Origin of the sequence: Tepidibacter sp. Z1-5 (assembly GCF_037844525.1) — a bacterium.
GTDB lineage: Bacteria > Bacillota > Clostridia > Peptostreptococcales > Peptostreptococcaceae > Tepidibacter_A.
Map to the genome: position 1 here is coordinate 33,226 of NZ_JBBMMD010000013.1, position 17,150 is coordinate 50,375.

General features: G+C 28.5%; 17 protein-coding genes and 4 pseudogenes. 4 read left to right on the forward strand and 17 right to left on the reverse strand.

Translation table 11 applies throughout. The features are described from left to right. Positions 1-94 precede the first annotated feature (94 nt). Positions 95-745, reverse strand: coding sequence for a hypothetical protein (locus WJW32_RS03040; RefSeq protein WP_340254793.1), 651 nt, complete (start codon positions 743-745; stop codon positions 95-97). Positions 746-1,091: 346 nt separating this feature from the next. Here WJW32_RS03040 and WJW32_RS03045 point away from each other — a divergent pair, with 346 nt between their 5' ends. After that, positions 1,092-2,198, forward strand: a complete 1,107-nt coding sequence (locus tag WJW32_RS03045) for an N-acetylmuramoyl-L-alanine amidase family protein (RefSeq protein WP_340254796.1) — start codon at positions 1,092-1,094, stop codon at positions 2,196-2,198. Between the two features lie 289 nt (positions 2,199-2,487). Here WJW32_RS03045 and WJW32_RS03050 read toward each other — a convergent pair whose 3' ends face one another. The 3 genes from WJW32_RS03050 to WJW32_RS03060 form a co-directional block, all read right to left on the reverse strand. Then, a complete protein-coding gene (locus tag WJW32_RS03050; RefSeq protein ID WP_445330198.1) occupies positions 2,488-2,946 on the reverse strand; it encodes a methylated-DNA--[protein]-cysteine S-methyltransferase in 459 nt (152 codons plus the stop codon). Between the two features lie 231 nt (positions 2,947-3,177). Further along, positions 3,178-3,717 carry a hypothetical protein gene (locus WJW32_RS03055; RefSeq protein ID WP_340254802.1) on the reverse strand — a complete coding sequence of 180 codons (540 nt, stop codon included), beginning with the start codon at positions 3,715-3,717 and terminating at the stop codon, positions 3,178-3,180. A 38-nt stretch (positions 3,718-3,755) separates the two neighbouring features. After that, on the reverse strand, positions 3,756-4,310 hold the full coding sequence (locus WJW32_RS03060; protein ID WP_340254805.1) for a host-nuclease inhibitor Gam family protein: 555 nt from the start codon (positions 4,308-4,310) through the stop codon (positions 3,756-3,758). Positions 4,311-4,604: 294 nt separating this feature from the next. Between WJW32_RS03060 and WJW32_RS03065 the strand changes: the two genes are divergently transcribed. Continuing rightward, positions 4,605-4,922 carry a carboxymuconolactone decarboxylase family protein gene (locus tag WJW32_RS03065; RefSeq protein ID WP_340254808.1) on the forward strand — a complete coding sequence of 106 codons (318 nt, stop codon included), beginning with the start codon at positions 4,605-4,607 and terminating at the stop codon, positions 4,920-4,922. A 71-nt stretch (positions 4,923-4,993) separates the two neighbouring features. Here WJW32_RS03065 and WJW32_RS03070 read toward each other — a convergent pair whose 3' ends face one another. The 5 genes and pseudogenes from WJW32_RS03070 to WJW32_RS03090 all read right to left on the reverse strand — a co-directional run bounded on the left by WJW32_RS03070 (position 4,994) and on the right by WJW32_RS03090 (position 8,801). Continuing rightward, on the reverse strand, positions 4,994-5,731 hold the full coding sequence (locus WJW32_RS03070; protein WP_340254811.1) for an amino acid ABC transporter ATP-binding protein: 738 nt from the start codon (positions 5,729-5,731) through the stop codon (positions 4,994-4,996). A gap of 10 nt (positions 5,732-5,741) precedes the next feature. After that, positions 5,742-6,413: an amino acid ABC transporter permease gene (locus WJW32_RS03075; protein ID WP_340254814.1), complete on the reverse strand. Its 672-nt coding sequence runs from the start codon at positions 6,411-6,413 to the stop codon at positions 5,742-5,744. Positions 6,414-6,428: 15 nt separating this feature from the next. Further along, positions 6,429-7,223, reverse strand: a complete 795-nt coding sequence (locus WJW32_RS03080) for an amino acid ABC transporter substrate-binding protein (RefSeq protein ID WP_340254817.1) — start codon at positions 7,221-7,223, stop codon at positions 6,429-6,431. Positions 7,224-7,438: 215 nt separating this feature from the next. Further along, positions 7,439-7,660: pseudogene (locus tag WJW32_RS03085) on the reverse strand (nitroreductase family protein); the annotation flags it as partial. Positions 7,661-7,835: 175 nt separating this feature from the next. Next, positions 7,836-8,801 (reverse strand): stalk domain-containing protein, encoded by a 966-nt coding sequence (locus WJW32_RS03090; protein ID WP_340254820.1) that lies wholly within the window; start codon positions 8,799-8,801, stop codon positions 7,836-7,838. 196 nt (positions 8,802-8,997) lie between these two features. Here WJW32_RS03090 and WJW32_RS03095 point away from each other — a divergent pair, with 196 nt between their 5' ends. Next, positions 8,998-9,231, forward strand: a complete 234-nt coding sequence (locus tag WJW32_RS03095) for a hypothetical protein (RefSeq protein ID WP_340254823.1) — start codon at positions 8,998-9,000, stop codon at positions 9,229-9,231. Positions 9,232-9,299: 68 nt separating this feature from the next. Here WJW32_RS03095 and WJW32_RS03100 read toward each other — a convergent pair whose 3' ends face one another. Beyond that, the gene (locus WJW32_RS03100) at positions 9,300-9,488 is read right to left on the reverse strand and encodes a hypothetical protein (RefSeq protein ID WP_340254826.1); all 189 of its coding nucleotides are present in this window, start codon (positions 9,486-9,488) and stop codon (positions 9,300-9,302) included. A 129-nt stretch (positions 9,489-9,617) separates the two neighbouring features. Next, positions 9,618-10,685, reverse strand: coding sequence for a transglutaminase domain-containing protein (locus WJW32_RS03105; protein ID WP_340254829.1), 1,068 nt, complete (start codon positions 10,683-10,685; stop codon positions 9,618-9,620). A gap of 374 nt (positions 10,686-11,059) precedes the next feature. Here WJW32_RS03105 and WJW32_RS03110 point away from each other — a divergent pair, with 374 nt between their 5' ends. Further along, the gene (locus WJW32_RS03110; RefSeq protein WP_277730872.1) at positions 11,060-11,263 is read left to right on the forward strand and encodes a cold-shock protein; all 204 of its coding nucleotides are present in this window, start codon (positions 11,060-11,062) and stop codon (positions 11,261-11,263) included. Between the two features lie 105 nt (positions 11,264-11,368). On the opposite strand, the pseudogene WJW32_RS03115 reads toward WJW32_RS03110, so the two are convergent. The 6 genes and pseudogenes from WJW32_RS03115 to WJW32_RS03140 form a co-directional block, all read right to left on the reverse strand. Further along, a pseudogene (locus WJW32_RS03115) lies at positions 11,369-11,647 on the reverse strand (IS3 family transposase); the annotation flags it as partial. Positions 11,648-11,780: 133 nt separating this feature from the next. After that, the gene (gene ltrA, locus WJW32_RS03120; protein ID WP_340254839.1) at positions 11,781-13,673 is read right to left on the reverse strand and encodes a group II intron reverse transcriptase/maturase; all 1,893 of its coding nucleotides are present in this window, start codon (positions 13,671-13,673) and stop codon (positions 11,781-11,783) included. Positions 13,674-14,407: 734 nt separating this feature from the next. Next, positions 14,408-15,255 (reverse strand): annotated as a pseudogene (locus WJW32_RS03125) (IS3 family transposase); the annotation flags it as partial. A 69-nt stretch (positions 15,256-15,324) separates the two neighbouring features. Next, positions 15,325-16,008, reverse strand: a pseudogene (locus WJW32_RS03130) (DUF4280 domain-containing protein). Then, a complete protein-coding gene (locus WJW32_RS03135) occupies positions 16,005-16,523 on the reverse strand; it encodes a hypothetical protein (protein WP_340254842.1) in 519 nt (172 codons plus the stop codon). Before WJW32_RS03135 ends, WJW32_RS03130 begins: the two are co-directional and overlap by 4 nt. A gap of 22 nt (positions 16,524-16,545) precedes the next feature. Continuing rightward, positions 16,546-16,857, reverse strand: coding sequence for a hypothetical protein (locus WJW32_RS03140; protein WP_340254844.1), 312 nt, complete (start codon positions 16,855-16,857; stop codon positions 16,546-16,548). Between the last annotated feature and the right edge of the window lie 293 nt (positions 16,858-17,150).

Consider the following 17,150-nt stretch of genomic DNA (forward strand, 5'->3'; position numbering starts at 1 on the left):
AAACAAATATAGATTATTTTGCTATACAAAGATTAAAAATTATATAAATTTCTATAGAAAAAGATGCGTATGAAATCATACGCATCTTTAAATTCTATAACAATGAATTAAAGAAAGTATATATACTTTCTTTAAAATAAAGTATACAAATCAATTCACTTGATAATATTACTAGTGGATAAACATACATACTTTTACCAAAAGACAATCCAGTCAATTCTTTCCCATAACTATAAAGCAATACATACTGAGTAATTTTTGCAACTAACAAAATGCCTAAACTAGCTTCAATAGATATAGCTGATACCACAATTGCCAAAATCGTACACATAATAGGTATTACATATGATATATTAACCAAAACTATTAACTTCTTAAAATTTATAGTCTTATTCGTTAATATATTTGCAAAGGCTATGAAACTCATTAACATTAAACTCTCAATAAAAACAGTCTTTGCTCCAATCACAAATATATTTCCCCAACTAGCTAAACCTGTAACTCCTGAAATTTCAAAGTTACCAATCAAGTTCATATATATATTGTGAATGACATTATTTAAAGAACTACTAGCCAAATAAATCATATTAATTAAACTAAATACCACAGAATAACACGCTAAAACCACTACACTTTCAAATGCACTAAGCTCAGAACATGATGATTGTACCATTGTTATTGAGCCTTTAATCCTTGAGCTAAAATTGTTTCTACCTTCATTATAAAGTAGCTCTCTTTTTTGCATATTTGACACCTCTTTTTTAATTTTGTTTTGTTACATTCATATATTAACACCTTTTTTTTCGTTTTTCTAGCATTGTTATTTTTTTAATTTGATGTTTTTTTTATATTTTTTCTCAACAAAAAGATTATGTATTTTTGCTCCCTAAAAACACATCTCTATTATTTCAAAACACACAGTTTCTTATGTTTATAATCATGATTAGTTTTTAGTAACAACTTTACGATTTTTTGTAGGTTTTTTAGTTTTTTATCGTTTTCGTTATTTTTTTGACACATTTAAATAAACTATATTTTTATATCAGAACATATATATATATTAAATAAACTTATATAAAGAGGTGATTACAATGAGTGATCCGTTAATAATTATAGACCCCGGTCATGGAGATGTTGACCCTGGTTGTTCTTATCAAGATATTTGTGAAAAAGACATTGTTCTTGATATAAGCTTATATCAACTTAAAAGATTTGAAGAACTTGGAATAAATGCTGTTATAACTAGATACTCTGATATATACCTTACTCCCGACAATAGAACTCAATTAGTTGTAAATTCTAAATCAGTTTATTGCATAAGCAATCATATAAATGCAGGTGGTGGAAAAGGATGTGAGGTTATTCATTCTATACACAATGATGGAAAATTAGCTTATAAAATATTCACTAACTTAGTAGAGACCGGTCTGTATCCTAGAAGAGTTTATTCAAAAGAAAGTACTCAATACCCAGGACAGGATTATTATTTCATGCACAGAAATACAGGTTCTTGTATAACTAATATAGTTGAATACTGCTTTATAGATAATCAAGATGATAGAGAAAAATTACTTAAAGATTGGAAAATATATGCTGAACAAGTTATAAAAGCTTTTTGCGAATATATAAATCATCCATATGAGAACAAAACAGAGTATATGCATGCAGTTAACAAACTTGCTGATTATGGCTTTATAAATACTCCATCTTACTGGATACAAAGCGATTTCTATGAAATACAGTATTTTGAAGAATTGGTACTTAACTATACTGGTAAAAATGATTTTGATAAAGCTATTATTTATCTAGCTCAATGTAATATTATAAATTCTCCTAATTACTGGCTAGATAATGATACTTATAGTATTGAAAATATTCAACTTTTTATTATAAAGCTTGCCGATAATATAGAGTATTTTGAATTTGCAGATTCTGTTTATACCCTTTATGAATACGATGTAATAAACTCTCCTTATTACTGGATAGACAATGCTTCATATGAAATAATATATTTTGAAGAATTAATTGTTAATTATACTAATAAATCTACATTTGAAGATGGAATTATCTATCTTGCTGAGTGTAATGTTATAGATTCTCCTGAATATTGGTTAAATAATGATACTTACAGTGTTGAAAACGTGCGTCTCCTAATAATAAAACTTGCAAACAATGTAGAACAATTTGAGAAATCATAATAAAACATGAGGTTTATGAGACTTGTGAGGTTTATAATATTGATTATAATACATAGTCGTAGATGAGGTAATATTATAGGTATTACATTTAATCTATAGTATAAATCTTCTCTACATTCATTATCTATTATCATCTATTCTAGATTTCTATGTGTGACAGTTATTATTCTTATTATCTATTTTTACTGTCTCATTTCCTCCAATCCTCTACCTTATAGGTACAAAAGGAAAATAAATCAATTTTTGACCTACACTTGTGTAATAATTAAATAACTTTACTAAAAATGTTTTATTTATGCTCTTTCTCATGATCTAATAACCACTTTTTCCTATCAAGTCCACCTGCATATCCTGTCAACTTTTTATTTGAACCTATAACCCTATGACATGGTACTACTATACTTATAGGATTTTTTGAATTTGTCATTCCTACTGCTCTTACTGCTTTTTCATTCCCAATTTTAATAGCCACATCCTTATAACTTTTAGTTTCACCATACTTTATATTAGTAAGTTCCTTCCATACATTCTTTTGAAACTCAGTTCCTTTTAAATCTATTTTCAAATCAAACTCTTTCCTTTTTCCTTCAAAATATTCATTTAATTGTGTTATAGCATCTTTTAAAATTTGAGGAATATACTCAGAACTCTTTTCCTCTTCTTTTACATGAGTAATTTCTAAAATATATTCTTCACTACTTGCGATTTTTAATGTACCCATCGGAGTTTTTAAATATTCAAAATACAAAATCCCCATCTCCTTACTTTTAGTATTATTATATCAAAAAAAGATGAAGCATATATGCCTCATCTTTTTGGGAGTTCCACTGGGTATTTCAGACCATATTTTGATTAGGGGTTTCAAAATATATTTAATAGAACTTATTATAGTTTAATATATATATACCTCTTTATTTACTATTTAAACATAAATATCATATTTTTTTAATTTGGAGTAAAAACTCCGTCGGAATTAGAATTAGTCATTCATAAATAATAGCTGTATATTTTTTTGTATTGATATTTCTTCTATATCTTCTAAAAACTGATTATAATTTTCAAAGTTTCTTATAGATACATATGCTTTATTATCACTCGAAAAATCATCATCTAAATATCTTATTTTCATACCATATTTAGTAAATCTTGCCCCCATATATACATCTCCAATTTGAAAACATTTAATATTTTCCCACTCAATTTTTATATTAGGTCTTTTTCTATATAATGAATATATCTTAATCCCATAATCATCAATAACCATACGTGTATTTTTAATTGTACTATCATAGATAATTATTATGAATATAACTGTATAAAATAAATCCCATAAGCTCAATTCTTGTGAATTATCGGACGTAGAGTATCTAAGGGAAGATTCTCCAATTTGTACAATAGAATTTTTATAAAATAAATATATATCCTTCACAGTCAAGAACATAACAAATATTATTATAACTAATAATAAAAATAATATAATTTTTTTTCTTTTATTAGAACTCTTATACTCGTTATACAATAAATCCCCACCTATCTTATATACGATTCTTTTATTTTTTAAAACTTAATTTCAAATTTACCAGGCTTAATTTCTATATCTAATCCATCAACTTCAATTACTTCCCCTGTGATTTTATTGATTATGTTTTCATTATCTATAATCAAGTTTTTCTTTAAGTCTACCCATGATAGATCTTCTTTGACTTTTATGTAATGTTCATATCCTTCTAAAACTTTTATACTTTCCAAAACCTTCTCTTTGTCAATCTTAAAATCCGACTTATCCTTTTTAATTATTATCTTTCCAGCAGGTAGAGAATATGTCTTTTGAGTTTTAGTCTCTTTCATTTTTACAGTCTCAATATATTCTCTTAGCTTACTTTCAAAAAAACTTTTCTCATTCTCCATTTTCTTTTTTTCTTGATGTAGCGCTGCCTTTATTTGATTTATCTTATTTACAGCAACTCTTTCAAATCTCTCATATTCTTCACTTGATTCTTTTATTTTATCTAATGCCCAATCAGCTTTATTATCATTGTCTATTTTCCAAGTTTCTTTTTCCTCTTCTTCTACATTTAAAAATAAATCTGATAATCTGAAATTTTCATCCATTTTAATTTCCTCCTTTATTTTATATACAACTTAATTTTACTATAATATTGTTTTTTTTGTATATACTATCTATGATTTATATATTTTGAAAAAATAGAAGAAATATCTTTTAGCTGTATATTCAATATAATTTTGATATATATATTAAATTCTTCATATAATGTATATTTTATCATATCACGCCTTTGCATTACATATTTTGTATAAATATGTAATATAAAGGAGGCATTTGAATTTCTTTTGGTGAATTATATTAAAGTTAAAACTTAATATAATAATTTAGGAGGTAAAAATATGAGTGAACAAACTAAGGTTAGTAATGCTTTTTTTACTTTTATGAAAGAAGCGCCTGAACATTCAAAAGCTTGGATGAATGTTGTTAAAGAATTAGATTCATCTAGTGCTCTTGATTCAAAAACTGAAGAACTTGCATACATAGCAGTTTTAGCAGCAACTAGATTAGAGAGCGGATTGTCTTTTCATGTTAAGCATGCGAAAAAATTAGGTGCTACACGTGAAGAAATTATTAGTTCCGTTTTAATAGGCTTACCAGCTGTAGGAAATATAGTTATTCAAGCATTACCAATTGCATTAGATGCATACGACGCTTAACAGTATTTATGAAAAAAGAGCTGTATCTATCTAGTAATTAATTTCTAGATTAACACAGCTCTTTTTTATAGTTACTTATTTATTATCTGTTTTAAAAATCTTTTAGTTCTTTCATGTTTTGGATTATTGAATATTTCATTAGGACTTCCTTCTTCTATTATATTTCCATTATCCATAAATATAACTCTGTTTGCAACTTCTTTTGCAAATCCCATTTCATGAGTAACTATAATCATAGTCATATCTTTTTTTGCTAAATTTCTAATAACATTTAGTACTTCTCCTACAAGCTCTGGATCAAGTGCTGATGTTGGCTCATCAAATAATATAACTTTAGGATTTAATGCCATGGCTCTAGCAATACCAACTCTTTGTTGCTGACCTCCTGATAATGTAGATGGATAGTTATTCATTTTATCAGAAAGTCCAACTTGATTTAATATCTCCAGTCCTAAAGACTCCGCATCTTCTTTACTCATTCCCTTATTTACTATTAAAGACTGGGTAATATTTTCAAGAGCTGTTTTATTTTTAAATAAATTATAATTTTGAAAAACCATTGCAGTTGATTTTCTTAAATTGTTTATATCTTTTTTAGATGGATTAGCTGCATCTATAGTTATATCATCAATATTTATTATTCCACTCTCTGGTTTTTCTAGATAGTTTATACATCTTAAAAATGTTGATTTACCTGATCCAGAAGGGCCTATAATAACTACAACCTCTCCTTTTTTAACATTTAAATCTATCCCTTTTAAAACATGTGTATTATCAAATTTTTTATGAATTTGTTTTATATCTATCATTTCTTCACTCCTAATATGCCTTAGACATATTTCTTTCTAGTTTATCTATAATATAAGTAAATAAAATGGTAATTATCCAATATATTATTCCTACAGCTAAATAATTCTCAAAGAATCTATAACTTGCTGCCGAACCCATCTTAGCTGCCGCAAGCATTTCAGACACTCCCAATACAAAGGCTAATGAAGTTTCCTTCATAAGACTTATAAAAGTATTCCCTAGAGATGGTATTGCAATTCTTGCAGCTTGTGGAAGAACTATTTTTGCCATTCCTTGAAAATATGTCATTCCAACTGATAAAGCAGCTTCCATCTGCCCTTTATCTACAGAATTAATAGCGGCTCTAATAATTTCTGACATATAAGCTGAGCTATTAATACTCAAAGTTAAAAAGGCTGCTGTATATGCATTTATTCCTCCTAATGAAGGTATAATTTGCGGAAGTCCATAATAAAATATAAATAATTGTACAAGTAATGGTGTTCCTCTAAAAAAAGAAACATATACTTTAGATAAAGGATACAGTATTTTTATTCTATATGTTCTAATTAAAGCTATACTAGTTCCCACTGCTAACCCGATAACTATCGATATTAATGCTAAACTCAATGTAATTGGTAAAAATTTAATGAATTCTGGAAATCTACCTATAAAATACTCTACTGAAAAATTAATATTCATTTAATCCACCATCTTCTATTCTTTAGTAATGTCTATTTCAAACCATTTTTTAGATATTTTTTCTAAAGTTCCATCAGTTCTCATATCTTCAACTGCTTTGCTTACTTTCTCTACTAATTCTTTATTTTGTTCACTATTAACAAATGGAAATGCATTTTCTATTTTACTTACAGGTTCTCCACCTAATTGAATATCTAGTCCTGATTTTTGAACATTAGTCATAGCTGCTAACTTATCATTTAAAACTGCATCAATTCTTCCAAGTGCTACATCTTGAAGTGAGCCTAAAAAATCTTCATAAGTAACTACTTCAATTTCATTGTTTACATCAAACTCTTTTATAATTTGTTCATAGTTAGATCCAAGACTTACACCTACTTTTTTACCTTTTAAATCTTCTAATGATTTAACATCTTCATTTCCTTTTTTAACTATTAATTGTGCTCCACTATATACATATGGTGTTGGGAATATATATTTTTCTTTTCTTTGCTCTGTTATAGTTATTTGATTTGCTATTGTATCGATTTTTTTAATATCAAGCATTCCAAATAATCCACTAAATTCAGATGTTGCATATTCTACTTCATATCCTATTCTGCTACTGATTTCATTCCATACATCTATTTCAAAACCATCTAATTCCCCTTTATCATTTTTAAAGGTATAAGGATGATATCCTCCTGACGTTCCAATTTTTATTACATTTTTATCTGTTTCATTTACAGTTTTTGAAGAACAGCCTACAACCCCTACTAATATAATAAATATTGTTAATACTAATATAATTCCTTTTTTGTTTAATTTCATTTTGAATCCTCCCTTAAATTTATGTTCTTATCAAATTGATAATTTCATTTTAACATTATCAATTTGATAATGCAAGATATTTTTTGTTTTTACATCAAAAAAAGCTATTAAACTGCATAAAATACAGTTTAATAGCTTTAATTTAAAAGTATAAGTTTTTCTAACGCCTATACTCTTTTCTCATTTTGATATAAAATTTAATTAAAACTTTTTTCTTATTTTATGTAATTAACTACATCCTCATTTCTTTTTGGTGCATTTTGTTTTTTATCTAATGCTTTATATCCTAAAGCTACTGTATACTGTGGTTCGTAACCATCAGGAATATTAAGCTTTTTTATTTTATCTTCTTGTGCTAAATAAAATTTACTAAATCCAATCCAACAAGATTCAACATCTATACTATCTGCAGCTAACAACATATTTTGAGTAGCAGCTGATGCATTTACAGTTTAGATTCTTCATTTATTTCAGATAGTATATCCTTGTTTTGTATTACAGTGAAGAAAATTTTATAATCCCCTAGTATATCAAAAACAGCATGAATACGATTAATATCGAATTCATGCTGTTTAAGAAATCTATATCTAAATTGAATTTTTTATACTAAAACTAATTATTCGTAGCAGTTCCATCTGTAACTACTTCATCAGTAGCAGTTTCATCTGTAGCTACTTCATCAGTAGCAGTTCCATCTGTAACTACTTCATCAGTAGCAGTTCCATCTGTAACTACTTCATCAGTAGCAGTTTCATCTGTAACCGCTTCATCAGTAACAGTTTCATTGTCTACGTCTTGATCTTCGTCAATTTCAATTGTTTCAGTTTCCTCATCCCAATCTACTTTTAACCCTAAGCTTTCTGCAATAAATCTTAATGGTACAATAGTTCTATTATTCATTGTTTCAGCAGGAACATCTAGCTTAGTTTCAACTCCATCTATGTACGCTATATCACTTCCTAATTGAAGTACTATTTCTTTTCCATCCTTTGTTATCGTAACTTTTTTATCTTCTTGATTCCAACTTACATCTGCTCCAAATCCTTCTGATATAGCTCTTACAGGAATTAACGTTCTGCCCTCTTTAATAACAGGTGGTGTATCAAATTTCATATTCATTTTTTTAGATATTACATTATCAACAGGTAATGTTTTAATTCCAGGATATTTGTTGTTAATTTCTTCTACCTTTTCTTGTATCTTCTGAAGTTCGTCTTGAGAATAAGATTTCTTTGCTTCTTTTTTAAGTTCTTGTATTTTTCTTTTTATTTCATTTCTTTTTTTATTATCCATTTGTTTACTTTCTGGTTTTTCAGTATCTTCTGTATCTATACTATCTATTATAGATTCGTTGCTTTCTATTTGTTTATCTTCTAAAATACTATTTTCTTTTACATTTGAATCTTTGCTTTGCTTTTCATCTGAACTCTTTGAATAATTTGAGCGACTATTTTGCGTTTTTCCATTGCTATTTGACGATCCTGAATCTTTCTTCCCTTTTGCAAAAGAAGCCATGGGTGCTACAAATATTAATGTTATTACTAAAAATACAGATACCATTGCTTTAACTTTTTTCATATTAATCCCTCCTTGAATTTTAAATTTATTGATTTAATCTAATATTATTACATTTTTCGCAATTTTAAAATAGTCTAGTATTACTATATTTTTATTCAATCATTAATTTAAATTATTTTTTTTGGTATTCTTGTCATAATATGCAAATACATGTTATAATCATCATTACTTGTCAAAAATAAGGAGGTATAAAAAAATGGCACATCAAGGAATAATCGGAGGAATAATTTTTATATTAATTGGTTTATTTTCAATTATCTGCACTATTAAAAAACCTAATTTTTTCTGGGAAAGTAGAAAAGCTCTACGTATGAGAAAATTACTTGGAGATAAAATAACATCTATATTCTATATAGTTGTAGGTGCTTTAGCTCTTGGTGGTGGTGCAATTTCATTTTTAGGCGGACTTATTGAAGCCTTCGCAGGGTAATTTAGTATATAAAAAATAGAATTTCTTAATATATTAAGAAATTCTATTTTTATTAGTTATATTATTTTTTATGCTTTTTCATCGTAAGAACCTGCTCTTTTATGTGAAAGCTTAGATCTTTTCGTAAGTCTTTTATTATTTGGATCAATTTTTTTGCTATCTACAATTCCAATATCACTTCCTTGTTCAGAATACATTTTTCTAAGCTCTGAATTTGATTTTCCACGTGTTTTCATAAGATTTTTATTATTATTCATTTAAGTTTCCTCCTTCTTTTTGTTTCTTTATTAATTTAACCAATCAACAAAAAGATATAGTAACAATTATTGAAAACCATTTATATTTTTGGAAGTGCTTTATATATTTTTTATTATAATTTTTTTATTTTAATTAAAATAAAGTATATAAGTAATTATATCTTCATATTCTTCTGACTTAATCTCAATCTCCCATCTATTTAAAAACTTATTTAACTTCAACTGTGTATAATTACTTCTAGGTATAATTTCTATATTTTTCCCCTGTACTTCATTTCTATTTAGATAGTATTTGTGTATATTTGGATCAAAATTATATAGTGATACTCCATCTATCCTTATATCCACTAATGATAACATTGTTTCTTTTCTAACTCCTTCATATTTTGTGTTAGCTATAGGATAAAGAGTTCTATCCCAAGAATGAGATTTACCTATAAATTCATCTGTAGCATTAAAATATTCATAACTTCCCTCATGTATTTTATCAGATATATTTACATATGAAGGATCATTCCAAGTTGTATCTAAATGATACCATTTTCCTTCTATACAAACTATATTCCAAGCATGATCTACTCCAGTTATCAATTTATTTTGTATGCCTACTTTATCTAACATTAACTTCGATAAATGTGCATATCCTGAACATACAGTTTTTCCTTCAAACAATGCTGTATATGCATTTGTTTTTTCCTTAGTTGTATCATACTCTATGTTTGTTACGATCCAATCATTTATAGCTTTTTCTTTTTCATAATCAGACATTGTGAAATCCGTTATTGATGATATAATTGAATTTACGCGTTCTTTCACCTTAGAATATTCTTCTTTAGTTAAATTATATCTAAATGATATTTTGACCTTTGCTTTGTAAGCATAACTAGTTGTCTCCGTTTCATAATTATTTACCAATACTGTGTATTCTCCATTTTCATCAATCACCTTTTTTACTATTTTCCCAACTCTTTGGAGCATATCAGAACTATCCCCTTTGTAGGTAAAGTTCACTTCATTATCTAGATTTTCTATAGCAAACTTTATATTATCTTCAATTTGATCTAAATTTGTACAAACTGAATCTGTATCAATAATTTGGATTGCTTCTAAATTTTCTTTGATTATATTATCAACCTCACTACATCCAGTTAATAAAATTAACATTAAGCCCATAATTACTCCACTTATTATCTTCATAATTCTATCTCCCCTATACTTTAAATTATGAGTTTTTTATAATATTATATAATACACATTTTATCATATTGTATACTTATATTAAATTCCATATATACCCTAATTAAAATGTAAATCCTGATATATATTTTCCTATAGTTATTTATATATGCTTATTTATTACTTTCATTTTTGAGAAATTTCCAATAAAATTTATAATAGTAATATACTCAGTTCATTTTTAGAAAAAAAAAGCTTATCGTTTAATTCAGGTAGTATATAATTTTTAAAAATACAAAAAATAAATACGATTTTAAAATCAAAAATCAATGGTAATTAATAAGTTAATAGAATTTTACATGTTTTAATAATTTTTATTAAAGGGAGGCGTTGTAATGAGAAATGGTGTAGTAAAATGGTTTAATCCGGAAAAAGGATACGGATTTATAACTTTAGATGAAGGAGAAGATGTATTTGTTCATATATCTGCCGTAAAAGAAAATGGACCTAGAAAAGATTTAGAAGAAGGACAAGATGTTTCACTGGATATAGTAAATGGAGATAAAGGACCTCAAGCTTCAAACGTTACTAAAATATAATGTTCTCTATTTATCATTCAATCTTATCTATTATGTTTTTCCAACTATGGATAACCCAGATTTCCTCCAATAGAAATCTGGTTTATTTTGGATTATCAACACTTTTTAGGACACTTTTTTGTCGGACATTAATAATCTATATTCCACAGGGCTAAGGTAATCTAATGAGCCGTGTATTCTGTAGTTGTTATACCAATTTACATAATCAAACAATTCATATTCTAGCTGTTCAAAATTTTCAAATATTTTATTAAAAGCAAACTCTGTTTTTATAACCTTAAAAGTAGCCTCTGCTACGGCATTATCATAAGGACACCCTTTTTTGCTTAGGGAACGCCTTATTTTAAAAGTTGTTAACAGTTCATCTATAGCTCTATTCTTAAATTATGGTGATAGGTAAGGATTTGATATTATCTCCACCTTTTCCCCCACCTCACACCGTACGTGCGACTTTCATCGCATACGGCGTTCCATCACATTATTGTGTATGCAACTGTTGTTTAACTATTTACAAAAGTTAAAAATTTACTACCAACTTTTCATTTCCGCATTTGGTGCGGTATTTGTTCAACTTCGTCAACATCTGTTGGTTTTCTATCAGTGGCAAATGTTTCGTGATAGTTTCTTCCAATGTTGCATGAATTAAGATATGTACATCTTCTAAAACTATTACTAGATTTCCATATTCGTCCGTTCCACCATCCTTTTTTGGGATGATGTGATGACAATGGAAGTTTGTTGCCGATAGTAGAGAGCCTGTAACTGCACATTTTCCGTATTGAGATACAAACTTTGAGATTCTATTATCATTGAACTCTATTGAGTTCTTTGATTCTCCTTTAGTTTGCATAACTTTTCTAATTACGTTCATTGAAACTCCCAATGATTTGTGCATCAGTTTCCTACCATCTTCGGTATATGGACTTAGATTTCGTCTTAGAAATTTTGGTGGACTCGTTTGTACATACCTTATTGGTATAACTGGAAGTCCATCTAAATACCTCATTTCCTGACTTTTGCCATACTTTTTGAGTATTGCCCCAAAGTCTTTAAGGCTTCCACTCTTTGATAGTTCTAATCTGTTGAACATTACATTTCTAATAACTTTTCCTATTTCGGCACAATCAAGGTTAATATTTGTAGCTATACCGTAATAGTGGTGTATTCCCATAACTGTGGAGTTATAATGTCTGATATTCTTGCGTTGATATTCTGTTGATTTGGGGTGTTGAATGTATTTTACTGTTTGCTTAAGATTTCTGGCTACATTCTTTACCGCCTTGTCACACATATGGGAAGTTACTGTATGGGTTTTTCTCTTTTTTCTCACCTTTATTTTGAATCCAAGAAATTCTGTGTAGTTTTTCCGTACATTAGTTATCTTAGATTTTTCAGGGCTGATTTCGAGTTTTAACCTATCCATTAACCACATTTTACTAGCTTTGAAGGTTCTAGAGGCTGTTTCATAATCTCTACAGAAGATTTTGAAGTCATCTGCATATCTAACTATGTACATCTCCTTTAACTTGCTAGTACTCCTTAACATTGCATATTTGTTTCCTTTGTTTTCTCCTCCATTTTTGTTATAGCTGGGTGTATACTTCTTGGTCATAGGGATATTTTCCCATTGGGATTCTATCCACTTATCGAACTCATTTAGTACAATGTTTGCTAATAAAGGGGATAGTATACCACCTTGTGGCGTTCCTTTATTGGGGATTTCTTCTGTTCCGTCAGGATGTATTATTGTAGCTTTTAACATAGCTTTTATAATACAGATAAGTTTCTTGTCTCTAATCCCTAATGACCACATTTGTTTTATTAATTTATTGTGGTCTACATTGTCAAAGAATCCTTTTATGTCAACATCTACTACATAGTGGAGATTTGCTATTTGCATATGTTTATAAACTTCTGCTATGGCGTGTTCAGCTGACCTCCCTGGTCTGAAACCGTATGAATGGTTGCTGAATTTTGCTTCGCAAATAGGTTCAAGGATTTGTAATATGCACTGTTGAATTAATCGGTCTGTTATAGTTGGTATCCCTAACGGTCTTAATTTACCGTTTGGTTTGGGGATATTCACCCTTTTAACAGGCTCAGGTTCGTAATGATATAGTTTTTCTCTAACTAGGTTTACTACTTCTTCTACTGATAGGTTTTTGATATAGTTAATATCTTTGCTATCAGTACCAGAAGTTTTACTTCCTGTATTACTCTTGATATTGCGGAAGGCGAGTTGAATATTTTCTTCGCTTATTATCAATGGCATTAGTTTTTGAAAAACTTTATTTTCTTTACTTTCTGAGTATAGCTTGTCTAATTTCTCTTGCTGATTATAATATTCATTATGCCTTAATTTAGAATTAGTTAGGGGTTTCATTTGGTTGTAATTAGCAACTTTTGACATAGGCATCATCCCCTTTCTTTGGTAGAGGACAATTTTCTTTGTCTTACTCGAAGCTATGTAATAATTAAACTAAAATTGGTTGTTTTCACAATTTGAAAAAATGTGACTAAAGGCTGTTCCTCCATTACCATTACAGTAATTTCATCAGTCATGCCTTCGCTCTCAGTATCCGTAAATTGACTTATGTATTCGTCAAACCCTCGAATGGGAGGTCAGTTACCTTTCAACGTTCCGTTATTTCTATCTTTACATATACCCGTAGGTCATTGCTATGAGCCTGTATGCTTGCAGTAGCCTGTAACTACTCATGGATTTTCATAGAAACGATTCTTACTCACCCACACATACGTAACTGTTTTTCTGTTACTAAGCCATTTTTGACTTATTAGCGTTTTAGACCCGTACATTCACAATTTCGTCAGTCATTATTTCAGACATTCTAACCATAGGTATTTTATAGACTCCCGAACTATCAGTTGCGGACTCTACCTCTAGAGCCTTTTCGTGTTATATAGTTGTTGCTTATATATCTTACGACAACCTTCGCCCGACTTCACCGAGCTTCACACCATTTCTGGCATGTCGGAGTATTAGAGGAAGCACTTCAAGGCGTTACCCTATCATTTTACTTCTCGAAATAACAGTTCTCCTACTTAACTGCTTGTGATTTATTACCTCAAATGAGAGGTTTTCAAGTCAGTGTTTGTAGTGCCTAAGCTTTTCACTTAGGAACGTTTCGCACCATTTCCCCTATCAGTATGTAGTATTTTAATCTCATTAAGGGGTCTTTTAATCTTGGAAAATGCTCTACATACAAGTTGAGCATCTTTGTTCTTACCCGCAGCATACCCGATGATTTCACGGTTATATAAATCTAATAATATACATATATAGTTCCACTTTCCTTTGACATTTACATAGGTCAAATCGCTTACCACAACCTCTAAGAACTTTTCTCTATTAAATTTCCTATCAACTATATTCTCAATTTTTTCTTCGTTACATTTAGGTGTATATACTTTGTATTGTTTAACTGTATAACTAGAGACGAGTCCATATTTTCTCATGATACGCCCGATTCTTCTTCTAGACACTTTATATCCCTTTTTATTCAATTCGTTTTTAATTTTTCTTGTACCATAGTTATTTCTACTTTTCTTAAAAATAGTTATAATCTCATTGTCTAATTTACTATCGTATAATTTTTCCGCAGAAGTATAATAAACAAGACTTCTAGATATATTTAATAGATTACACATTGCGCTGATACTGTACTTATCTTTATTTGCTTTAATAATAGCTATTTTCGTCCCATTATCAGCGCCGCTTGCTTTAAAATATCATTTTCCATCTCTAGTCGCTTAATCTCTTTTCTGAGTTTTATAAGTTCATTTTCTTCATCGCTTCTATTATCCTTAGCTTTAAAAGATTTTGTATTATTATAATCAGAAACCCATTTATTTACCGTTGATCTCGCTATATTATATTCTTTAGCTATTTCCTTCACGGATTTACCGTTGTTAGCTAATTTTAATATTTGTTGCTTAAATTCATCTGTGTATCGTTTTGATTTATTAGACATGATATCTCCTCCGATTTTATTTAATTAATATTATCATGTCCGAGTATTTATTGTCTAATTAAGTATAGCCTATCCAACATTTAACCCTAGCAAAGCTTTATACTCTGGATCACTTAGGTCATACTTTTCTTTTAGCCTTGATGCATATGCTTCAGTTTCTTCCATCATCCCATCCTTATTTTCATTTAAAGATGACATTGTAGATTCCATAGCATCTTGTGCCTGTTCTTGCCCATTATCAATTATTGTTATATTTCCACCATAGATACAACTAAGTGTACAGGTAGTCAATAGTGCCATTTTATCTTCTACTAATACGTCTTCTTTTCCACCGTCTCACCCAATCTTTATTATAGGTATACATTCTCCTGCACATTTTTTTACAAAATCTTCATTGACTTCTTCATTTGGTTTTTTGCAAAAGAAATCCATTACATGGTCCATAAATCCTTTTTCTCTTTCCTGTACTTCCTTCATTATTTTTTCTGCTGCTGCTTTGACAGATGGATTTTCTGGACTCGTACAACCTCCAAATGATAATATATTTTCATTTGGTTTGCTATCCTCTATATTTAACTGTGGCATATTATGTATGAATTCACCATGGCTTAATTGAACAACAATATTACTTAACCTTAGTCCACAAGAACACTGTATCGTTGCTCCATGTACTACGTAGCTAGTAGGTTTCTCTGTAATTGCTTTTATAGCGCCATATATCCCCGCAGCAGCAACTTCTGCACCTATCATCATATCACCTCTACTTCTTCAAAACTTACTCCTACAAAACCTCTTCTTAAAATACTTTCTGCCACATCTAATGAAACAATGAAGTAATTTTTAGTAACTCCTTTTATTTGAAATATGTTATGATTTTGTATTTTACTTTTATCAAGTACAATATTTTCTTCCCAGTTATTTTTGTAATATGTTGTTTTTTCACTAATTGCATCTATTATATCTGTTAGTACCATATGATATACTTTTTGTATCTGTTGCTCTATATTAGATAGTACAACTGTTTTATAGATTAAAGTATGCTCATGCATTTCAAATACTTTTTTTAACTCTTTTGATATTAAAAATACAGGGTTTTCTATAAAATCTGTATAAATGCTATCTTCATCCCCAATTACAAATATTGTTGAAACATCATTTAAAGCACTTTCCTGATTTTTTGTAAATACCATGTGCTTATTACTTTGAAAATCTCTTAATTTTATCGAGTTTCCTATTTCATTATCTTGGTTTAAAATAAAATATTTCATATTTAATCACCTTTTATATAAATTACTTGAAGCTGTGATGAGGAAAGATGTAAAAATGGAACATCGTCTTGATTAAAGGTATTGTTTTAAAAATAATATTAGATTCATATTTCTCAAGTAGTTTTTTTAATCTATCTGATGTTAAATAAATTTGTCTGTCTACTATATCTAAAAAACAGGTATCAGGCTCCGATTTTACATTAAGAATAATAGTATCATCGATTTTATGTGCATTTAACTCATTAATATTTCTTTTATCAATTTTTTGTGCTAATTCTATAATAAAAGGTGTTTTTGTATATCTTTCATCTTGTTTTAATAAGAAATAATCCATATCTATTCTTTCACCCCATTTTCTTTATATAGAATTTCACTTTGGTCCATATATTCTCCAGCTAGAATGTATATGTCATGAGTTTTTCTCATTTCTTTGTATTTAGAATTTTCCGTAAAAATTAGTATTAAGCTTCCCGTTTCATCAGTTTTAATAATTTTTGGACGAAATGATGATGTATATTTGTATAATTATCTATGAATACTTGGGTTATATAACTTACAAAATCTTGATTTTAATTTTTTCCTATGAATTTAACTTAAAAAACAAAAAAGGAAAAGCTATATTTCTAA